The sequence below is a fragment of the Paludisphaera mucosa genome, assembly GCF_029589435.1.
In the GTDB taxonomy this organism is placed as follows: Bacteria; Planctomycetota; Planctomycetia; order Isosphaerales; family Isosphaeraceae; genus Paludisphaera; species Paludisphaera mucosa.
On record NZ_JARRAG010000002.1, the window covers coordinates 2,072,523 to 2,090,262 of the forward strand.

The following is a 17,740-nucleotide window of genomic DNA, read 5'->3' on the forward strand; positions in this document are numbered from 1 at the left end:
GACGGACGGATCGGCTCAGACGCGATCCGAGTCGCGTGCCCGCGATCGAAGGTCGAGCGGGGCCATGCGACGGGGACCGTGGTAGATCGACTTCGCGGGGGCCGAGGCCGGCGCGGCGACGGCCCGCCGCTTGCGCCACCATCGCGGCAGGGCCCGCCGGAGGTGGACGACCGAGGCCGTGACGAACAGGACGCCGATCGGGAGGTCGAACGCCGATTGTTCGACGACCCCCCTGGATGGGCCGTCGCCGTTCGGGTCGACGGCCTCGGCCAGGGCGATCACCCGGCCGTCGAGCCGATCGCCGGCGGCGATCGCCGCGACCGGCCCGGCGAGGGGCTCGGGCCCGTCGACCAGCCATCGCAGCCCGCTCCTCACGGCCTCGACCACGCGGTCGGCGCGCCGGAGCGCCGCGTCGTCGGCGTCTCCCTCGGAGGCGGCGACCTTGACGGCGTCGTCGCGATTGCTCGGCTCGGCAGCGTCCTCGACGAACCCGGCGGGTCCTCTGGAAGCGCCGTCGTCGGCCTGCACGTTCGAACTCAGCACGAGACTCGACGCCAGCCCATTGAGGCCGACGCCAGGACCGCCCCAGGCGACGGCGTTGAGCCCGCCCGGCACCGTCGGTCCGACGGCCGCGACGCCGTCGCCGTTCGTCGAGGGTCGGCCGACCAGCCCGGAGCCGTTGTTCGCGACGTAGGCCCAGGGCGAAGGCCCCATGGGGAACCCGGCGGCCGAGGCACTCCCCGGAACTTCGACCGGAGGACGCGGAGGGCTCGGCGTGGGGGTGGTCGCGCCGGGATCCGCCCCCAGGCGGAGGCTGAGGGCGCCGTTCGAGCCGATGGCGTTCCCGATCAGCGAGTCGGAATGGCCTCTCGTCAGGATCCAGGTGGCGACCAGCGGCGCGTCGCCGGCGGCCGTCAGGCGGAGGACGTACGAGCCGGGGCCGAGGACGAGGGGAATCGCACTGGTCAAGGATGCGGATCCCGACTGCAGTACGCGAAGGCCGCCGTCGAACACCTCGAACCGGAGCGATCCGCCTGTGAGGTTCACCCCAAGCGATAGGAGGGCGTCGCCGTCCATCTGGACGAGGGGCGAATCGTCGGCGATCACGAACGGAAACTCGGTCGACTCTCCCGGCGCTAGCGTGATGACGCCGCCCCCGAGGCTGACGTGGCGGGCTACCTTGAATTTCGAGCCCTCTTCCGGCGAGACGGTCCATCGGGCGAGAGTCCCGGCGGGCACACCGTCCGCAACCGGGATCCGACCGATCAGGTCCGCGATCGGTGCGTCGCCCGAGGCGATGAGGCTGTAGCTTCCCGCCGCCAGCGACTGGATGAGTTCGTCCCCGTCCGGCAGCCGTTCGACGAACTGGAAGGCGACCCGCTGGAGGCCGGGGTCCACCTTCGTAAGCTCCACGAGATGCGCGCCTCCCCGGCCGTCGACGACCCGGATGGCGTCGGTCAGCAGTCGGGACGGATCGACGGCCGACGAGAATGCGATGGTGAAACCGGTCACCGCCCCGTCGGTCCGGTCGAGCGTGAAGTCGGTCACGCGGGCCGGCGCGGTCACCGGGTCGGCGACGAGATCGAGCTGGAACGCCCCGCCGGGCCGTCCTTCCGACCGGCTGACGACGACCACGTAATCGCCCGGGGCCAGCCCGACGAAAAGGTATGGGTCGTTGGGATAGGCGAGCGGGAGGTTGGCGCCGAAATGGGTGGCCGCGACGTCGTTGCCGGCTTCGTCATAGACCTTCAACTCGGCGTTCAGGGGGCTTCCGATCCGCTCTGCATCGAGCTGGAGCCCCAGTTGCCAGAGCTCCCGCCCCGCTCCCAGCCGGATCCGGTAGGCGGCGAAATCGGTCCCGGAGTTCGTCAGGTTTCCCTGCACCCTAAGGACGGCGGGGCCGAGAAGTCCCAGGTCCGCCGCGCCGGCGGAACGATCCGGCGCCTTCACCTCGAACTCGGCGACGACGTGGTCCTGGGTCGCGTCCCAGCCTTGTTGGGAGAGGGCGGCGGACCGGGAGAGGGCGGCGGACAGCGGGCCGCCGCCGATCAAGGCGAGGCGGTATCGTCCGGGTTCCAGGGGCCCCTTCAGGGGGAGCGACACGGTCCCGGCCGCATCGTCGATCACGCCGGCGACGGAGTTGTACCCGTCGAAGATCGGCGTCTCCGAGCCGTCGGCCTCGATGCGTGAGAATGCGACGTTGTAATCCGCCCAGATAGTGGAGGGATTTGCGTTGAACCTGAAGATCAGCGCGTCGGGCGCGTTCGCGGCATCGACGACGTCGCCGTCGGCGGGCGTGGTCCGGAGGTCGCCCGACGACTGGGCCGCCGCGACGATCGCGACGCCCGCGGTCGTCGACGGCGTGCGACGACGTTCCAGACGCTCCATCCCGGCACCGTTCCAGCGAAAGCTCTGCTGCGTCTTCATGGTTGCGCCACCAGTTGGAACGTCTCTCGCGCTTCACGACCCTTGCGAGGCCCTCACGACCGGTGGGGACGTCGCTTGCCCACCGATGACTTCTCGAATCCGCCCCACCCTGCGAGGACGTCGTCGATCGCGCCGGTCGTCGTTTGGAGGCCCCCGGTCCACGACGGCGAGACCTCGTGCCGGAAGCTCAAGGCGGCCCCGAAGGCGCTCGCCTCGGCCGTCGCGGCGATCGGGGCGGAGGCGGCCTGGGCCTTCGCCGCGGCGGCGGCGTAGAGCGACTCGAGCGCCGGCGAGGCCCGCGCGAAGCCCGGGGCGAGCAGGGCGTCGCCCCACGCCGAGAGGTTGCCGATCTTGAGCTGGACGTGATGGTCCTGGAGCGCACGCTCGGTCGCGCGGACGGTGTTGACCGTCCCCTGAACCAGGGTGTTCAGGCCGGCTCCCTGGCTGTTCTGGGTGGGGACCATCGTGAACGGCGGCGCGACGGGCGTCAGAGGGACCGTGCCGAAGTTGACCTGCAAGGCGTAGGCCCCCGTCGAGCCGCCTCCGGAAGCCGTGGCCCGGATGAAGAAGCCCTGGCCGGTCGAGACGCCGGGGATCGTGAGCGTGGCCGTGTCGCCGAACTGGGAGGAATACGCGTTCCCCTTCAGCCCGAGCGAGGCGTCGTAGACGGTGACCTGGGGCGTCAGCAGGCTGAGGTTGGTCGACTGCGCCGACACCGTGAAGCTGCCGATGTTCGACGACGGGATCGTCACCCAGAACCACTCGGTCTGCCCCGGGTTCGTGATGTTGAGGTCGGCGACCGTGATCTGATTCGCCGACGTCCGCCAGCCGTCGAGGCTCTTGGCGTCCCAGTACGACAGGTTGCTCTGGCCGTTGCTGTTCCAGGCGTCGCCCTGCCGGCCGCCGTAGATGGAGCGAATCCCGCTGACGTCGTCGCTGTGCAACGCCTGCTTCATCGCCGTGTAATACGAGTACATGTCCGCCCTGCTGATTTCGGAGTGGCTCATCCCCAGGGCGTGGCCGATCTCGTGGATCGCGACCGTCTTCAGGTCGTAATTGGCGTCGATCTTCCAGCTCATGATGGAATTGAGGACGACGTCCCCCGCCAGGGGGCCGCCGTTGAGCTGGGGAGGCGAGTAGGCCGCCCCCAGGGTCCCGAACGCCAGGGGGATCGCGCTGAAGCGGATGTCGCCGAACCGGGGGTCTCCTTGCTGGTAGCCGGCGGCCCCGAGCGCCGAACCGTCGTCCGAGACCTGGACCAGGTTGACGTTGGCGACCGCCTGCCAGACGGCCGCGGCCTCGTTGAACTCGCGTTGCCAGACGCTGGTCGGGTAGAGCGCGTTGAGGGTCTGGTACAACGTGCTGGGCGTCCCGCCGATCGACGTGCCGTCGGGGACGAAGCTGTATGTGATCCGGGAACCGTAAACCCAGTTCGCACCGAGGGTGGCGTAGAGCAGGAGGCGCTCCTCCAACCCTTCCATCTTCGGCCGAGAGCGGCGATCCGGGCCCGACGAATTCCCATCGCGCGAGACATTGGGCGACTGTGCCATGTTCGATGCACTCCCTTGGGATGCGGATCACAGGAGGCACGGGATCGCGTCGTTCCTTGGGCCGTCCCCGGCGAAGTTGGCGAGGGAGATCTCGCCGCCGATGCGCGGGCTGCGGCTGGATTGTGCCTCTAAGAACACCCTAGGTCGCGTATTGCGAGCCGTGGCGAGATTCTTCCAAAAAAAGCGACCCGGCACCCGCCGGTCGCCGCCTGGATGGCGAAAGGTGGAATTTCCCAGAGGTTTGCATCGATCGCCGGGCGTCGAGATGGACGCCGACTATGGGGCGGGCCGTGTGCTGGAGACGACGTGCGAGGAGGGGGAGACCGGTCGGAGGTGCGCTGGGAGAGATGCGGATTCGGCTCGGTCCGAAGATCGTGCGAAGAAGTCGAGGCGATAAAAGCGACGACGGCGCCGCGCTTCGGTTGAGGCGCGGCGCCGGCCGTTCTATGCTTGACGAGGAGATCCCAGCCACGCCGGCCGATCCCGGTCGGATCGGCGCGAAGTGGTCGTCGGGCTCAGCCCTGGGGGGCGGCCTTCACCGGGGCCAGAGGAGCCGGGGCGAACTGGGGGGCCGGGGCGACCTTCGCAGGGGCCTGGGGCGCGGGAGCGATCTTGGCCGGGGCCTGGGGCGCGGGAGCGACCTTGGCCGGGGCCTGGGGGGCCGGAGCGATCTTGGCCGGGGCCTGCGGGGCCGGAGCGATCTTGGCCGGGGCCTGCGGGGCCGGGGCGATCTTGGCCGGAGCCTGGGGCGCCGGGGCGATCTTGGCCGGGGCCTGCGGGGCCGGGGCGATCACAGGGGCCGGGGCGACCTTCGAGGGCGCCTGGGGGGCCGGAGCGATCTTGGCGGGGGCCTGCGGGGCCGGGGCGATCTTGGCCGGAGCCTGGGGCGCCGGGGCGATCTTGGCCGGGGCCTGCGGGGCCGGGGCCACCGAGGCGGGCGTTAGCTTGGACGGCACCTGAGCGGTCGGCAGGATCTTGCTCGGAGCGGCCGGCGTCGCCTTGTGATGGAACAGTTGGCCCGAGACACTCAGGGCAACAACTAGAACCGCACTGGTCATCGCGATGTCCTCTATGAGGAGTGAAGTTGTCGGTCGACGTCTCGATCGACGCGGTGAGCTGACAGTCCCCTGATGGTCTGGTCCCGGCCGATGATGGACAACGTCCGAACGCCAACACCACCGCCCTGTCGTACCCCACGTCCCGCGCCCGTTGGGCCGGCTCGTGGGGCCTGTCCCCTCTTCCGTTTTAGAGAGGACAACCTGGAAGGCCTCGGATGGTGGCGGAAGCCGCGGGGCCGACCGTCTTGGCCGACGTCCGCGCTCCACCCCAGGGGTGGCCACAGCAGGTTATCGGCAGACCCTCACGAGGCGTTCAGTGAACTTGGGAAAATCGAGAGCATGCCGGCTTGGGGGACTCTAGGGGCTTTGACGAGTTTCAAGAGGTTGGGTGTGTGGACTCGGGGAAATGGGATCGTCCCCCGCCTGTCTCGAAGCCGAACCATGATGAGGTTTGGCAAGGAGCCGCTGTCTTGTTGGGGCGGTCGAGTTCGAGCCTCGGGCGGAGGACAGGGTGGTCCTCGCGGGGGCTCTGCACTATTAGGATGCAGCGTCATCAACTCAACACCGGTATCGGGAGGCAGCATGCGTATCGGCAACCGGCTCGGTGGTGCGATGTTCGGGCTGATCGTCGCCCTGTGCGGGACGACGGCTCGGGCGGAGGCCGCCGAGCGAGTCGTGGCCGTCCCCCTGGGGGGCTCGCTCGAGGCCAGGGAAGGCGAGCATTATTACGGGGTCTACGTCCCGACGCGGTTCGGGGGCGATCTGACCATCAAGACGAGCGAGGGGACCGTCGAGGAGATCAAGGGGCCCAACGGCGCGACGCGGACCAACGGCCAGGACGTCGGCGTGGACCAGCAGGGTTGGTACACCTTCAAGGTGAAAGGGACGACGAAGCCCTACAAGGTGGAGACGAAGTTCGTCCAGACGGGGCAGGCCGCCAAGAAGCCCTGGAATTTCTACTACTGGCCGACGAAGGCCGACTCGCTCCACGAGCCCTGGGCCGGCGGCAACGCGCGGGTCGATACGTATGACCTGAAGGGCGACGACGTCCGGATCATCTCCCCCGGCAGCTACATCGAGCCCGGCAAGGACATCGTCCTGGCCGGCCGGAACGGGCTGCTGGAGACGACGCCGGTCGCCGGCGACGACGCCACCTGGTTCCCCAACATGTACGACGACCTGTACTGGCTGGGGCCCAAGAACACGCTCTTCCAGACCCCCTCGCCGATGCTGAAGTACGACCAGCTCTTCGGCACCTCGGCGAGGATCTGGGAGGCGGTCAACAGCCAGAACAACGACATCACCCGCTGGCCCGGGCACTGCCTCGGCGGCGCCGTGGCCTCGATGTTCTTCAACGACCCGGTCCCGGCCCCGGGGAGCGGCATGACCAAGGACGAGCTGAAGGCGCTCTACGCCGAGCTGGGCGAGAACCATCTCAACCACCGGATCGGCGACTACGCGACCGACATCCCGTTCGGCCCGCCCCGCCCCGGCCCGGATCCGACCGACTGGAAGGTCGCCCGGGTCCACGCCATGTACGAGACCCACATCCGCGGCGAGCGCAAGCCCCTGCTCTCCAACATGCGGGCCTTCCCGCCCCGAGGCACGGAACTGGAGGTCTGGAACCAGGCGATCTACAAGTACGTCGCCGAGTACAAGGCGATCCCCGGCCGCGGCCCCCGCGCCGTGGACATCAACATCGACGTCCACGCCAACTCGGGGTCCTCGCTCAACGGGCAGGACGACAAGGACCGCGTGGTGCATTACGAGTACAGCCTGGTCTACGGCCTCGACGGACGGGTCGACGAGTCCAACCCGGCCGCGGCCGACTGGATCGCGGTCGGCGGCGAGGCGCTCTTCGCCCCGCTCAACGTCCTGCAGGTGCTCGATTCCCGATGGGCCGGCCACAACCCGTATATCACCATCGACAACGTCCGGTCGCTCGACCTGGCCAACGGCGGCACGGGCAACGCCCGGTTCGCCGGCAAGGCGCCCGAGTTCCTGCCGGTCGCCCAGTACGAGGCCGGCCGGACCCTCCCCGGCGTGAGCGGGCCCATGTTCGCCGGCGGCAACGAGGCCTCGGCGCCCCGTCGCGGCGGGTTCTTCGGCTTCTTCCGGGGGCGCTGAGGCCCCGATCGCAACGACCCCGAACCGTCCGCGGACGGCCCGTATTTCGGACCGCTCCGGACGCCGCGACCGCCCGACCCGACGCCGGCCCAGGCCTCGTCCGGTCGGGCGGTCGCGTTTCCCGACCGTGGCCGCGCCGGCGCGACCGGCACGATCGGCGTCCTCGGCGCGACGGCAACGGCCCCGGAATCGGACGTCCTTTCCGCTTCGGTATTTTCGTCACGGCCGCTCAAGTTTCCCGGGCCGGTGGTCGATCCCATAACCATCGCGAGAGAACGCTCCGGGGCCTCATCCTCAGACGATCGACGGCGCCGCGAGACCTCTCGAAACCCCAACCCGCTGCACAAGGCCAGGTCGAACCGAGGACAACCGTCATGACTCCTCTCCTCGCACCCTCGAACGACGCGACCGCCCGGTTCGACGACGACGGGTTCGAATGGGGCCTGACGCTGATCCAGGTCCCCGACGTCGGCCCGGCCTGTTCGCGGACGAGTCCCGTCGAGAGCTGGGAACGGACGTGGGCCGAACGGCGCCGGTCGCACGGCCCGGCCTTGCGAACCCGCCCTCGCCGCCGGCTGCGTCGCGAGTTTCGCGTGGCCGCATGCGTCTGCCTGGCGTTCGCGCCGATCGTCACGGCGTTCGGGGCCTGGGGCTTCCCGCCCGTCCGCCGCGCCGCGGCCGCCGAGGTCGCCTCGGCGTCCCGGCCCGCCGACGAGGACGAGGCGAGCCCCTGGTCGATCCGGCTGTCGATCAAGCCGGCCGAGTCCGAGCCGGAGACCCCCGTGGTGTTCCCCGGCTACCTGCTGCCCGCCGAACGCCGGGAGGAGCCGTCGCATGAGGGAAGTTGACGACGCGCTCAGCCACGCCTACGCCCGCCAGGGACGTGATGCCGAGCGGGCCGCCTCGGACGCCGGCTCGCCCCCGGCGCCTCACCTCCCGGCCCGTCGGACCTCGGCCGGCCGGCCCTCTCGCGTCTTCCTGCCCCCCGAAGCCGGGCCCACGCCCGCGACGGTCGGCGGGGTCGCGCTGGAGTGGCCCGAGGTGGTCTCGGTCCTGGAGAAATCCTGGGGAGATCGCTTCCGGCAGATGGCGGACCGCATCCTCGAAGCCCGCGAGCGGAAAGGCGTCCGCGTTCTGCTCTTCACGAGCTGCCACCGGGCCGAGGGCCGCACGACGCTCGTCCTGACGCTCGCCCGCACGCTCGCGCGGAGGCCCCTGAAGACGCTGGTCGTCGACGCCGACCTTTCCGGCCCGATGCTCGCGCGGTCGCTGGGGCTTCAGCCCGAGGTCGGCCTCGACGACGTCGTCGAGGACGGCAAGGCGATCGAGGACGCCCTGATCGAGGCCCCCGGCGACCATCTCTGGGTCCTGCCGATGCGGGCGGCGGTCGCGCGGCCCCGGGACTTCCTGGCGAGCGCCGCGTGGGCCTGCGCGATGGCGAAGCTGAGGCGCGACTTCGACCTCGTCCTGATCGACGGCAGCCCGCTCTTCACGGGGCTCTCCGCGGCCGTGATGCATCGTTCGGTCGACGCGGCGGTGCTGGTGCACAACCGAGACGCGACGGGCCAGCGGTCGATCCTGCGGGCGCGCGAGGTCCTCGAAGCCGGCGGCGTCCCCCTGCTCGGGCTCGCCGAGACGTTCGCCTGAGCGCATCGGGAGGCCCCGTGTACGAAGCGCATTTCGGCCTCGAACAGCGACCGTTCGGCGAGACCGCCCGCTCGTCGGCGTACGTCGCCCTCCCCAGCCGCGACGCGGCCCTCCGGCGCGTCCGTTACGGCCTGGAACACGGCCTGGGGCCCGCCCTGCTCTACGGCGGCTCGGGCTCGGGCAAGACGCTCGCGGCGAACCGCCTGGCGGCCGAGATTGCGGCCCCCACGGTCCACCTGACGTACCCGGCCATGCCGGCCGTCGACTTGGTCGTGCACCTCGCCGAGGAGTTCGGAGGCGCGCCCGTCGCCGCCCCCACGATGGCCTCCGCCCTGCGACGGCTCCGCGAGGCCCTCGGCGACCACGCCTCGCGTCGGGCTCGCCCCCTCTTGATCGTCGACGAAGCCCAGCTCATCCAGGACGCCTCGGTCTTCGAATCCCTCCGCCTCCTGCTCAACTTCCACACCGACGGCGCCCCGGATCTCGCCCTCCTCCTGGTCGGGACGGCCGAGCTGGTCTTGCAACTCCCCGCGGCCTTCCAGGACCGCCTGGCCGCGCGCAGCCTCCTGCCACCGCTGACCGAAGCCGAATCCGCGACGTACGTGGTCGGCCGGCTGGCCGCGGCGGGGGCCCGCGATCGGCTGTTCGCCGCCGAGGCGCTCGTCGACCTCCACCGCGCCGCGCTGGGCGTCCCCCGGCGGCTGAACCACATCGCCGACCTCTGCCTGCTGGTCGCCTACGCCGAGAGCCGGCCGATCGTCGATTCCCGGATCGTGGGCGTCGCGGCGCGCGAGTTTCAGGTCGATCCCCTGGCGGCCTGACCTCGCGGATCGCCCGGGACGGATTCTTGCGATTATGGTAGAACCGCCCCATGCGCGGCACGGCGGCCGCGTATTCCTTCATAGGAAGGCGTGCGATCGCGTCGGGCGAAGCGTCTCGCAGGCGTCCGAACGAAGGGTCGCCACGTTCCGACACCGGGAGCGCAAGGATGGGTCGTTCACCGAAGTTAGGCAACGAAGAGCCGCGGGCTCGAGGACTTTGGCCCCTCGCCGCGATCTGGCTGGTCGGCTTGCCCACGCTTTACGCGACGGCCCGCGCCCAGGCCCCGGCCGACGGCTCCCAGGCCGGCGTGGAAGTGCTGACGCGCGGTCCGGTCCACGAGGCTTTCGCCGTCCCGGTCGTCAACGACCCCAGGCCGGGCCTGGTCGCCCCCAAGACCCCACCGCCGGCGGTCGAGGAGTTGCCGCCCGACGAGAAGCCCGCGGGCGACGACGTCCAGTGGATGGCGGGCTACTGGAGCTGGGACCAGTCGCGCGCGGACTTCGTCTGGATCAGCGGCATCTGGCGCGAGCCCCCGCCGGGCCGGCAGTGGGTCCCCGGCTACTGGAACCCCGTGGCGAACGGCTGCCAGTGGGTCCCCGGGGCGTGGATCCCGGTCGCCCAGGCGGGCCCCGCGACCCTCGACGCCGACGTCATGCCCGCGCAAGGCGAGGCCGTCTACCTCCCCGAGCCTCCCGCCAGCCTGGAAGTCGGCCCGAACATCCCCCAGCCCGCCGGCGAGGTCTTCTGGTCGCCCGGCTGCTGGTCGTGGCGCCAGTCCCGGTACGTCTGGCGGCCGGGCTTCTGGGCGGCCGTCCAGCCGACCTGGGTCTGGGTCCCCGCGCACTACGTCTGGACGCCCGGCGGCTGCCTGTTCGTCGAGGGCTACTGGGACCTCCCCCTCGTCGAGCGCGGCATCCTCTTCGCGCCCGTCTATTACGCCCAACCGGTCTACCTGCAGCCGGCCTACGTCTACTCGCCGACGATCACCATCGCCGCGCCCGGACTGGTCGCCAACCTGTTCGTGCAGCCGAGCTACAACCACTATTGCTTCGGCGACTATTACGACCGGTCGTTCCTGTCCGTCGGCGTCTTCCCGTGGTTCTCGATGACCTACGTCTCCGGGCCCCGGCCGCCGGCGTACTACGACCCGCTGTTCACCTTCTATGCGTCGGTGAACGTCAGGAGCAACCCGGGTTGGGCCGCGCGATGCCGCGAGGACTACGTCCTGCGCCGCGACAACATCGCGATGCGGCCGCCGCGGACGTACATCGAGCAGACGCGGATCGTCCAGACGAACGTGAATATCACCAACAACATCACGATCAACCGCCAGGGCCCCGGCGGCCGACCCGGCCACCGACCCGGCCCCGCCGCGATGATCGGTCGACCCATCGATCAGGTGGCCATGCGGCGCTCGGGGCCGGAACCGGGCGGGCCGCGGATGGAACGGGTCGGCGTCGACGCCCGTCGGCAATGGCAGACGCGCTCTCGCGAGATGGCCGATTTTCGACTCCAGCGAGCCGGCCGCGAAGTCGAGGCCGCCCCGCGACCCGGGCCCGGCGGCCCTCGGCCCGGCCAGCCGCCGCAACTGGCCCAGGCCCGCCCACGGCCGTTCGCGATGGCGGCGTCGCCCGTCTCGGCCCCGAGGCTCGATCGCCCGCAGGTCGAGCGCCCCACCGGACCCATGCGCCGCCCGGAGCATCAGGCCTCACCCTCGGTCGGGACCGCCGCGCGACCGGCCGGGCCGCGGCATCTCGCCGCCAATGACGGGGTGCCGCCCGTCGCCGGATCGACGCGACCGCAAGTCCGCGAGCGGCCGCCGGGTCGGGTCGAAAGGCCCGTGGCGCGCGGCGCGGGGCCGGCCTTCCCGGGACATCAGCCCGATCCGGCCGCGAATCGGCCGGGTCTTTCTCACCTCGGGAAGGCGGAAGGAGCCCCTGCCCGACCGAATCCCGCCGGGCCGGCGGCGGGTCGACCGTTCGCGCCGCGACATCTCGGCGAGGGCCCCGCGACCGCCCAGCCGCCTCGGGCCGGCGCGCCCCGAGCCAACCCTCGGCGGCCTCCGCCGACGCCCCATCCCGCCGGACCGGTCCCCCGAGCCGGGCGGCGAAACCCCGAGGCGGACGGGCGTCCCAATCCCTGATTCGGGCTTTTCGCTCGGTCGCGCCGATTCCCTAAAACGGCGCGACCGGCTACCATCGAAGACCTGGACGTCAGTCGACGCATCCCTCCCTCCCCGGGGGGCGAAGGCGAGTCACCCAGGATTTTCCATGATCGACGGCAAGGACGACGCCGAAAACGCGCTGGGGTTGCTCGGCGACCCCGTCCGGGAGTGGTTCACGGGTGCCTTTCCCGAAGGGCCGACGCCCGCCCAGCGGCTCGCCTGGCCGGCGATCGACTCGGGCGAGAACGTCCTCCTGATCTCGCCGACGGGGACCGGCAAGACGCTCGCGGGTTTCCTCGCGATCGTGGCCCGATTGCTGCGCGAGCATGCGGCGGACGGCCTCAAGCCCGGGCTGCGATGCGTCTACGTCTCGCCGCTGCGGAGCCTGGGATATGACGTCGAGAAGAACCTGTCGATCCCCCTGCGCGGGGTTCAGCGGCTGCTGGGGCTGGCGAAATGCCCCGTGCGCGTCGGCGTCCGGACCGGCGACACGTCGGCGTACGAGCGTCGGAAGCTCCGCGAAGGTCCGCCGCACATCCTGATCACGACGCCCGAGAGCCTGTCCCTCCTGCTCAGCCAGTCGGGCTGGCGCGACCACTGGCGAGGCGTGTCTCATCTCGTCGTCGACGAGGTCCACGCGCTGGCGGCGACCAAGCGAGGGGCGGACCTGGCGATTTCGCTGGAGCGGCTGGCCGACGCCGCGGGCGACGACCCGGCGCGAGTGGGGCTCTCGGCCACCTGCCGCCCCCCCGACCCGGTCGCGCGGTTCCTCGTGGGCCCCTCGCGGACGTGCCGGATCGTCGAGGCCCCCCGCCCCGCCGGTTCGAAGGGTCTGGAGATCGCCGTCGAGTCGCTGCTCCGACCCGGCGAGGGCCCGCACCGGGGGCTGACCTACCGTCGCCTGCTGCGGCGCATCCGCAAGGCCGTCGCCGACAACCGGACGACGGTCGTCTTCGCCAACAGCCGGCCCATGACCGAGAAGGTCGCGCACGACTTGCGCAACGAGCCCTCGGGCCGCGGCGAGGCCCGCCACGCCTTCGACGGCGAGACCGAGGTCGCCGTCCACCACTCGGCGCTCGATGCGACACGGCGCCGCGACGTCGAAGAGCGTCTCAAGGCCGGCAAGCTCCGCGCCGTCGTGACGAGCACGAGCCTGGAGCTGGGCGTCGACGTCGGGACGGCCGATTTGACCGTGCAGATCGGCCTCCCCGGCGGCGTGGCGCGGTGCGTCCAGCGAATCGGCCGGTCGGGCCACCGCGTGGGCGGCCAGGCGCGGGGGCTGATCCTGGCGGCGACGGCCGCCGAGGTCGCCGCCGGCGCCGTCACGGCCAGGGCCGCGCGGGCCGGGGCCATCGAGCCCCTGAAGCCGATCGCCTCGCCGCTCGACGTCGTCTGCCAGCAGCTCATCGGCATCGCCTGCGCGGGCGAGACCGAGATCGACGCGGCCTATGATCTTCTCCGCAAAGCCGGGCCGACGGCCGACCTCGATCGCGACGACTTCCTCGCCTGCCTCGACTTCCTCGCCGGCGAGCTGTCCGGCCCCTCGGGCGCGTTCGAGCCCGAGCCGGGGGCGGCGCCTCGTTGGACGTCGCCGCGGATCTGGAAGCGCAACGGCTGGTTCGGCGTCCGTTCCCGACGCGTCCAGCGCTGGCTGTGGAGCAACGTCGGCACCATCAACGCCGAGGAGTCCGCGGCGGTCGTCGCCGACGGGACGTCGATCGGGACCGTGGAAGGGAGCTACGCCGAGCGGCTCTCGCCCGGCGACCGCTTCGTCCTCGACGGCCGCACCCTGGAGTTCCGCCGGCTCGACGGCCTCGTCCTCCAGGCGAAGCTCGTCGGCGGCGAGGCCGGCGCGCTGCCCGTCTGGCACAGCGACCGCCAGGCCCTGTCGACCGAGCTGGCCGCCGAACTGGCCGCGTTCCGCGCCGAGGCGTCGCGACGATCCGCCTGCGACGGCCCCGGCGCCGTCCGCGACTGGCTGGCCGAGACGCTCGAACTCGACTCGCGCGCCGCCGAGGTCGTCGCCGAGCTGATCGAGGCCCAGGACCGTTGGAGCGAGACCCCGACCGTCGACATGCTGCTGATCGAGGAGTTCCCGACGCCGCTGGAACCGGGCTGGACCTACGCCTTTCACGCGCCCTTGAACCGCTCAGCGAGCGAGGCCCTGGGCCGGGCCGTCTCGGCGCGGCTGGGGCGGCGGTTCGGCCGCGACGCCACCTTCCAGCCCGCCGATCTGGGTTGGATCCTCAGGCTCCCCGACGACGTCCGCGTGGCCGAGGCCGACCTGGCCGACATCGCGACGCTCGACCGCCTGGAGGAAGACGTCCTCGAAGGGGTCGACCGCGGCGAGCTGGCGGCGCGACGGTTTCGCCACGTCGCGTCGACGGCCCTGATGGTCCTGCGCAATCCCGAGCCCGGTCGGCGGGTGCGGGTCGGCGGCATGAACTGGGTCTCCACGCGGCTGTACCCCCTGGTCAAGGCGGCCTGCCCCGACCACCCCCTGCTCCGCGAGACCCGCCGCGAGATCCTCTGCGACGTCCTCGACGTCCCCGCGGCGGCCCGCTGGCTGGAATCGGGGCCGACCGTGCGGCTGCGACGGCTTGCGGCCCCCTCCCCGTTCGCCACCGCCTGGATCGCGCCCGGCGGCGACGAGCCCCTGCGCTACGACTCGCCCGACGACGCCCTGCGTCGGCTCCACGCCCGGATGACCGCCGCGGCCGGAGGGTCGTCGTGAGCGTGACCGACCCGGAAAGCCTGCATCAGGGCTGGCTCCTGACCCCCGAGGGGGCCGCGGTCCGGCCCGAGGCGGCGACCGCGGTGATCGCCGACGTCCACCTGGGCTACGAATGGGCGCGAGGGGCGGCCGGCGATTGCGTGCCGGCCCACTCGCTCGCCGAGACCCGCGACCGCCTGGAGCGGGTCTTCGCGCGCTGCGAGGTGCGGTGCCTGATCGTCGCCGGCGACCTGGTCGAATCGCACCGTCCCTGCGCGCGGACCGCCGCCGACGTCGCCCGCCTCGACGTCTGGCTCGCCGGCCGCGGGGTCGAGCTGCTGCTCGTGCCCGGCAACCACGACCGCAGCCTCGCCGCGTCGCCCCGGCCGCCGGCGATCGCCGCGTCCGCCGCCGTCGCCGGCTGGACGATCCAGCATGGCGACCGTCCCGTCGTCGGCGATCGGGCCGTGATCGGCCATCACCACCCCTCCCTGCGCGTGGCAGGCTCTGCGGCCCCGTGCTTCCTCGTCGGCCCGGCGCTCCTGGTGCTGCCGGCGTTCTCGGCGAACGCGGCGGGGCTCGACGTCGCGACCGCGGCGATCCCGGCGGCCTGGCGGTCGGCCGGCCTTCGATGCCTGGCGGCGGCCGGCGAGGGCCTGCTCGACTTCGGGCCGCTCGACTCGCTCGCGGCCCGCCTCCGCTCGGTCGCCGCTCAGGCGCATTGATCGCCCGAGCCCGGGGAATTAGGATGATGTTCGCCCCCATCCACGGCGATCGATGGCACAAGGTCTCTTTTCATGACAATCCGTCTCCGTGAAATTCCGGGGCGCTCGCGGCGCGAAGTCCTCGCGGCGATCGCGCTGGGCCTGCTCGCGGCGGGCTGCGGCTCATCCGACGAAGACGCACCATCGCAGGTCTGGGGCCAGGTGGTGTGCCGCGGCAAGCCGCTCACCGAGGGGGCGGTCATCCTGATGCCCGTCTCCGACAAGGCCAACACCTGGGGCGCCGGCCATCTCGGCCGAGGAGGCCGCTTCAACATCGTGTCGTCCCGGTCCGACATCGCCTTGCAGCCCGGCCGCTACGCCGTCTATATCCGCCCGCCCCTCGTCACCGACCGAACCACCCTGAAAGTCGCGCCTCGGCCGGGCTACCCGGTCCCGGCGAAGTATCTCGACGCCGAGCACCCCGAGATCCACGTCCAGATCGGCACCGAGCCCACCAAGCTCGACCTCACGCTCGACGACTGATCGGTCGCCTGGAAAAATGGACGAGGGGCGGCGCCGTTCCCACGAATGGGAGGGCGTCGCCCCTCGTCGCAGGCCGCCGGACGCGAACGGTTTCGGCGTCGCGGCCGGCGGCGGTTACGGTCGTGATCCAGATCAGTTGCAGCTCAGGCAGCTCGGGACCATCACGGGGACCGACGTGGTCTGTTGCACCGCCACGGTCCGGGGGACGTAGCGGGCGACCACCCGGCTCGTCGTGACGGGAACCTGCTCCGCCACGCATACCGGGACCTGACGACTGGCCGTCTCGGCGACCATCCGCGTCTGGGTCACCGGGACTTCCTCGACGCGTTCTTCATTCACGTAGCTGCACGTCGTCACCGGGGTCGTTTCGACGCGTTCCTCGGCGACGTAGCGGCAGGTCTGGACCTCGTAGGGCTCGACCCGCTCCTCGGCCACGTAGCTGCACGTAGTGACCGGGATGGTCTCGGAACGCTGCTCGGCGACCATCTCGCAGGTGCGGACCTCGTAGGGCTCGACCCGCTCCTCGTTCACGTAGCTGCACGTCTGGACCTCGTAAGGCTCGACGCGTTCCTCGGCGACGTAGCGGCAGGTCTGGACCTCGTAGGGCTCGACCCGCTCCTCGGCGACGTAGCGGCAGGTCGTGACGGGGTTCGACTCGACGCGTTCCTCGGCGACGTAGCGGCACTGGGTGACGGGCACCTGGCGGACCATCGACTCGCGGACGTACCGGGTCTCGCTCACGTCCCGGATGACGGGCCGCGACACGAAGACCCGCTGGCTGACCGTGCGAGGCGGGCACTGGACGGCGACCGTCGCGGTGACCTTCTTCTTGTGCAGGCACCCCAGCAGGCCGCGAGGCTTCTCGTAGCCGCAGGCGTCGCATTCCGTGACGGGGACTCGCACCTGGCGTTCGACGACCGGGCCCGGAATGGTCGTATACTGCCGCTCGAAGTAGCCGGTCTCGACGACTTCCTGGCGGACGGTCGTCACCGGTCGGCAGACCGTGTAAGGCTGCTCGACCATGACGGTCTCGGTCACCGGCCGCATCACCGTGTAGCGACGTTCCTGGTTGACGGTCTGATAGACGGGTTTGGTGACGGTGTACCGCCGCTCGCGACGCTCGGTCTGGTACACCGGCTTCATGACGGAATAGCGGCGTTCCATCTTCTGCGTCTGGTAGACGGGTTTGGCCACCGAGTAGCGCCGCTCCATCTGCTGGGTGCGGACGACCGGCTTCATGACCGTGTACTTGCGCTCCTGGTTGACGGTCTGATAGACGGGCTTGGTGACGGTGTAGCGCCGCTCGCGACGCTCGGTCTGGTACACCGGCTTCATGACCGAGTAGCGACGTTCCTGGTTGACGGTCTGATAGACGGGCTTCGCCACCGTGTACTTGCGCTGGACGTAGGAGGTCTCGGTGACCGGCCTCATGACGGTGTAGTTCTCCGTCTGGAAGGCCGTGCGATACCGGGTCTCCATGACGGTGACGGGCTCGCTCTCGTACACGGTCTCGTAGACCGTCTGGTAGACGGTCTGCACCTGAGGGGCCAGTGCGACCACGCTCAGCTGCGTCGCGACGACCGGGGACGGGGCGCAAGAATGGCAGGCCCCGCCTCCGTAGGTGGCCCAGGCGGGCGAGGCGGACCCCGCCAGGATGGCGGCGGCCGCTCCGGCGGCCAGGCGCACGGCTCTCAAGGACTTGAACATGCGGAACTCCTCGGCGGATCCTCGGGCTTCCACCTCGCCGCCCGGACCGATGCGGCCGGGCGGCCGGCCCCGAGGGAGTGCGCTGTCTCGTCCCTGAGAAAGCCCCCCCAAAACGATGAAATTTCCCCGGCCCCTCGAAAAATCCCTCAAGGGGCCGCCGCTCTCATGCCGAAACCTATACGTTCGCGGCCCCTCTCAGGGCCCCACGAAATCGAGTATAACACCGGCCCATTTTGCGACTTTAGGATTTGGCGGGAATTCCCGGAGCCGTGGTTCTT

General features: G+C 71.1%; 12 protein-coding genes. 8 read left to right on the plus strand and 4 right to left on the minus strand.

From position 1 onward, the window contains the following. Positions 1–15 precede the first annotated feature (15 nt). The 3 genes from PZE19_RS17690 to PZE19_RS17700 form a co-directional block, all read right to left on the minus strand. Positions 16–2,427, minus strand: a complete 2,412-nt coding sequence (locus tag PZE19_RS17690; RefSeq protein WP_277861954.1) for a hypothetical protein — start codon at positions 2,425–2,427, stop codon at positions 16–18. A 53-nt stretch (positions 2,428–2,480) separates the two neighbouring features. Continuing rightward, positions 2,481–3,899, minus strand: coding sequence for a matrixin family metalloprotease (locus tag PZE19_RS17695; protein WP_277861955.1), 1,419 nt, complete (start codon positions 3,897–3,899; stop codon positions 2,481–2,483). Between the two features lie 593 nt (positions 3,900–4,492). Beyond that, positions 4,493–5,035 carry a hypothetical protein gene (locus PZE19_RS17700; RefSeq protein ID WP_277861956.1) on the minus strand — a complete coding sequence of 181 codons (543 nt, stop codon included), beginning with the start codon at positions 5,033–5,035 and terminating at the stop codon, positions 4,493–4,495. 582 nt (positions 5,036–5,617) lie between these two features. Between PZE19_RS17700 and PZE19_RS17705 the strand changes: the two genes are divergently transcribed. The 8 genes from PZE19_RS17705 (at position 5,618) to PZE19_RS17740 (ending at position 15,755) form a co-directional block, all read left to right on the plus strand. Beyond that, complete coding sequence (locus PZE19_RS17705) at positions 5,618–7,162, plus strand: hypothetical protein (RefSeq protein ID WP_277861957.1); 1,545 nt, start codon at positions 5,618–5,620, stop codon at positions 7,160–7,162. Between the two features lie 374 nt (positions 7,163–7,536). After that, the gene (locus PZE19_RS17710) at positions 7,537–8,010 is read left to right on the plus strand and encodes a hypothetical protein (RefSeq protein ID WP_277861958.1); all 474 of its coding nucleotides are present in this window, start codon (positions 7,537–7,539) and stop codon (positions 8,008–8,010) included. Further along, on the plus strand, positions 7,997–8,809 hold the full coding sequence (locus PZE19_RS17715; protein WP_277861959.1) for a CpsD/CapB family tyrosine-protein kinase: 813 nt from the start codon (positions 7,997–7,999) through the stop codon (positions 8,807–8,809). The genes PZE19_RS17710 and PZE19_RS17715 overlap by 14 nt, the downstream gene beginning before the upstream one ends. A 17-nt stretch (positions 8,810–8,826) precedes the next feature. After that, positions 8,827–9,630, plus strand: a complete 804-nt coding sequence (locus PZE19_RS17720) for an ExeA family protein (RefSeq protein WP_277861960.1) — start codon at positions 8,827–8,829, stop codon at positions 9,628–9,630. Positions 9,631–9,797: 167 nt separating this feature from the next. Beyond that, positions 9,798–11,774, plus strand: a complete 1,977-nt coding sequence (locus PZE19_RS17725; protein ID WP_277861961.1) for a hypothetical protein — start codon at positions 9,798–9,800, stop codon at positions 11,772–11,774. Between the two features lie 127 nt (positions 11,775–11,901). Continuing rightward, the gene (locus PZE19_RS17730) at positions 11,902–14,529 is read left to right on the plus strand and encodes a DEAD/DEAH box helicase (RefSeq protein WP_277861962.1); all 2,628 of its coding nucleotides are present in this window, start codon (positions 11,902–11,904) and stop codon (positions 14,527–14,529) included. Further along, positions 14,526–15,233 (plus strand): metallophosphoesterase, encoded by a 708-nt coding sequence (locus PZE19_RS17735; RefSeq protein WP_277861963.1) that lies wholly within the window; start codon positions 14,526–14,528, stop codon positions 15,231–15,233. Before PZE19_RS17730 ends, PZE19_RS17735 begins: the two co-directional genes overlap by 4 nt. Positions 15,234–15,305: 72 nt before the next feature. Then, positions 15,306–15,755, plus strand: coding sequence for a hypothetical protein (locus PZE19_RS17740; RefSeq protein ID WP_277861964.1), 450 nt, complete (start codon positions 15,306–15,308; stop codon positions 15,753–15,755). 132 nt (positions 15,756–15,887) lie between these two features. Here the strand turns inward: PZE19_RS17740 and PZE19_RS17745 are convergent, their stop codons facing one another. Next, positions 15,888–17,462 carry a hypothetical protein gene (locus PZE19_RS17745; protein WP_277861965.1) on the minus strand — a complete coding sequence of 525 codons (1,575 nt, stop codon included), beginning with the start codon at positions 17,460–17,462 and terminating at the stop codon, positions 15,888–15,890. Between the last annotated feature and the right edge of the window lie 278 nt (positions 17,463–17,740).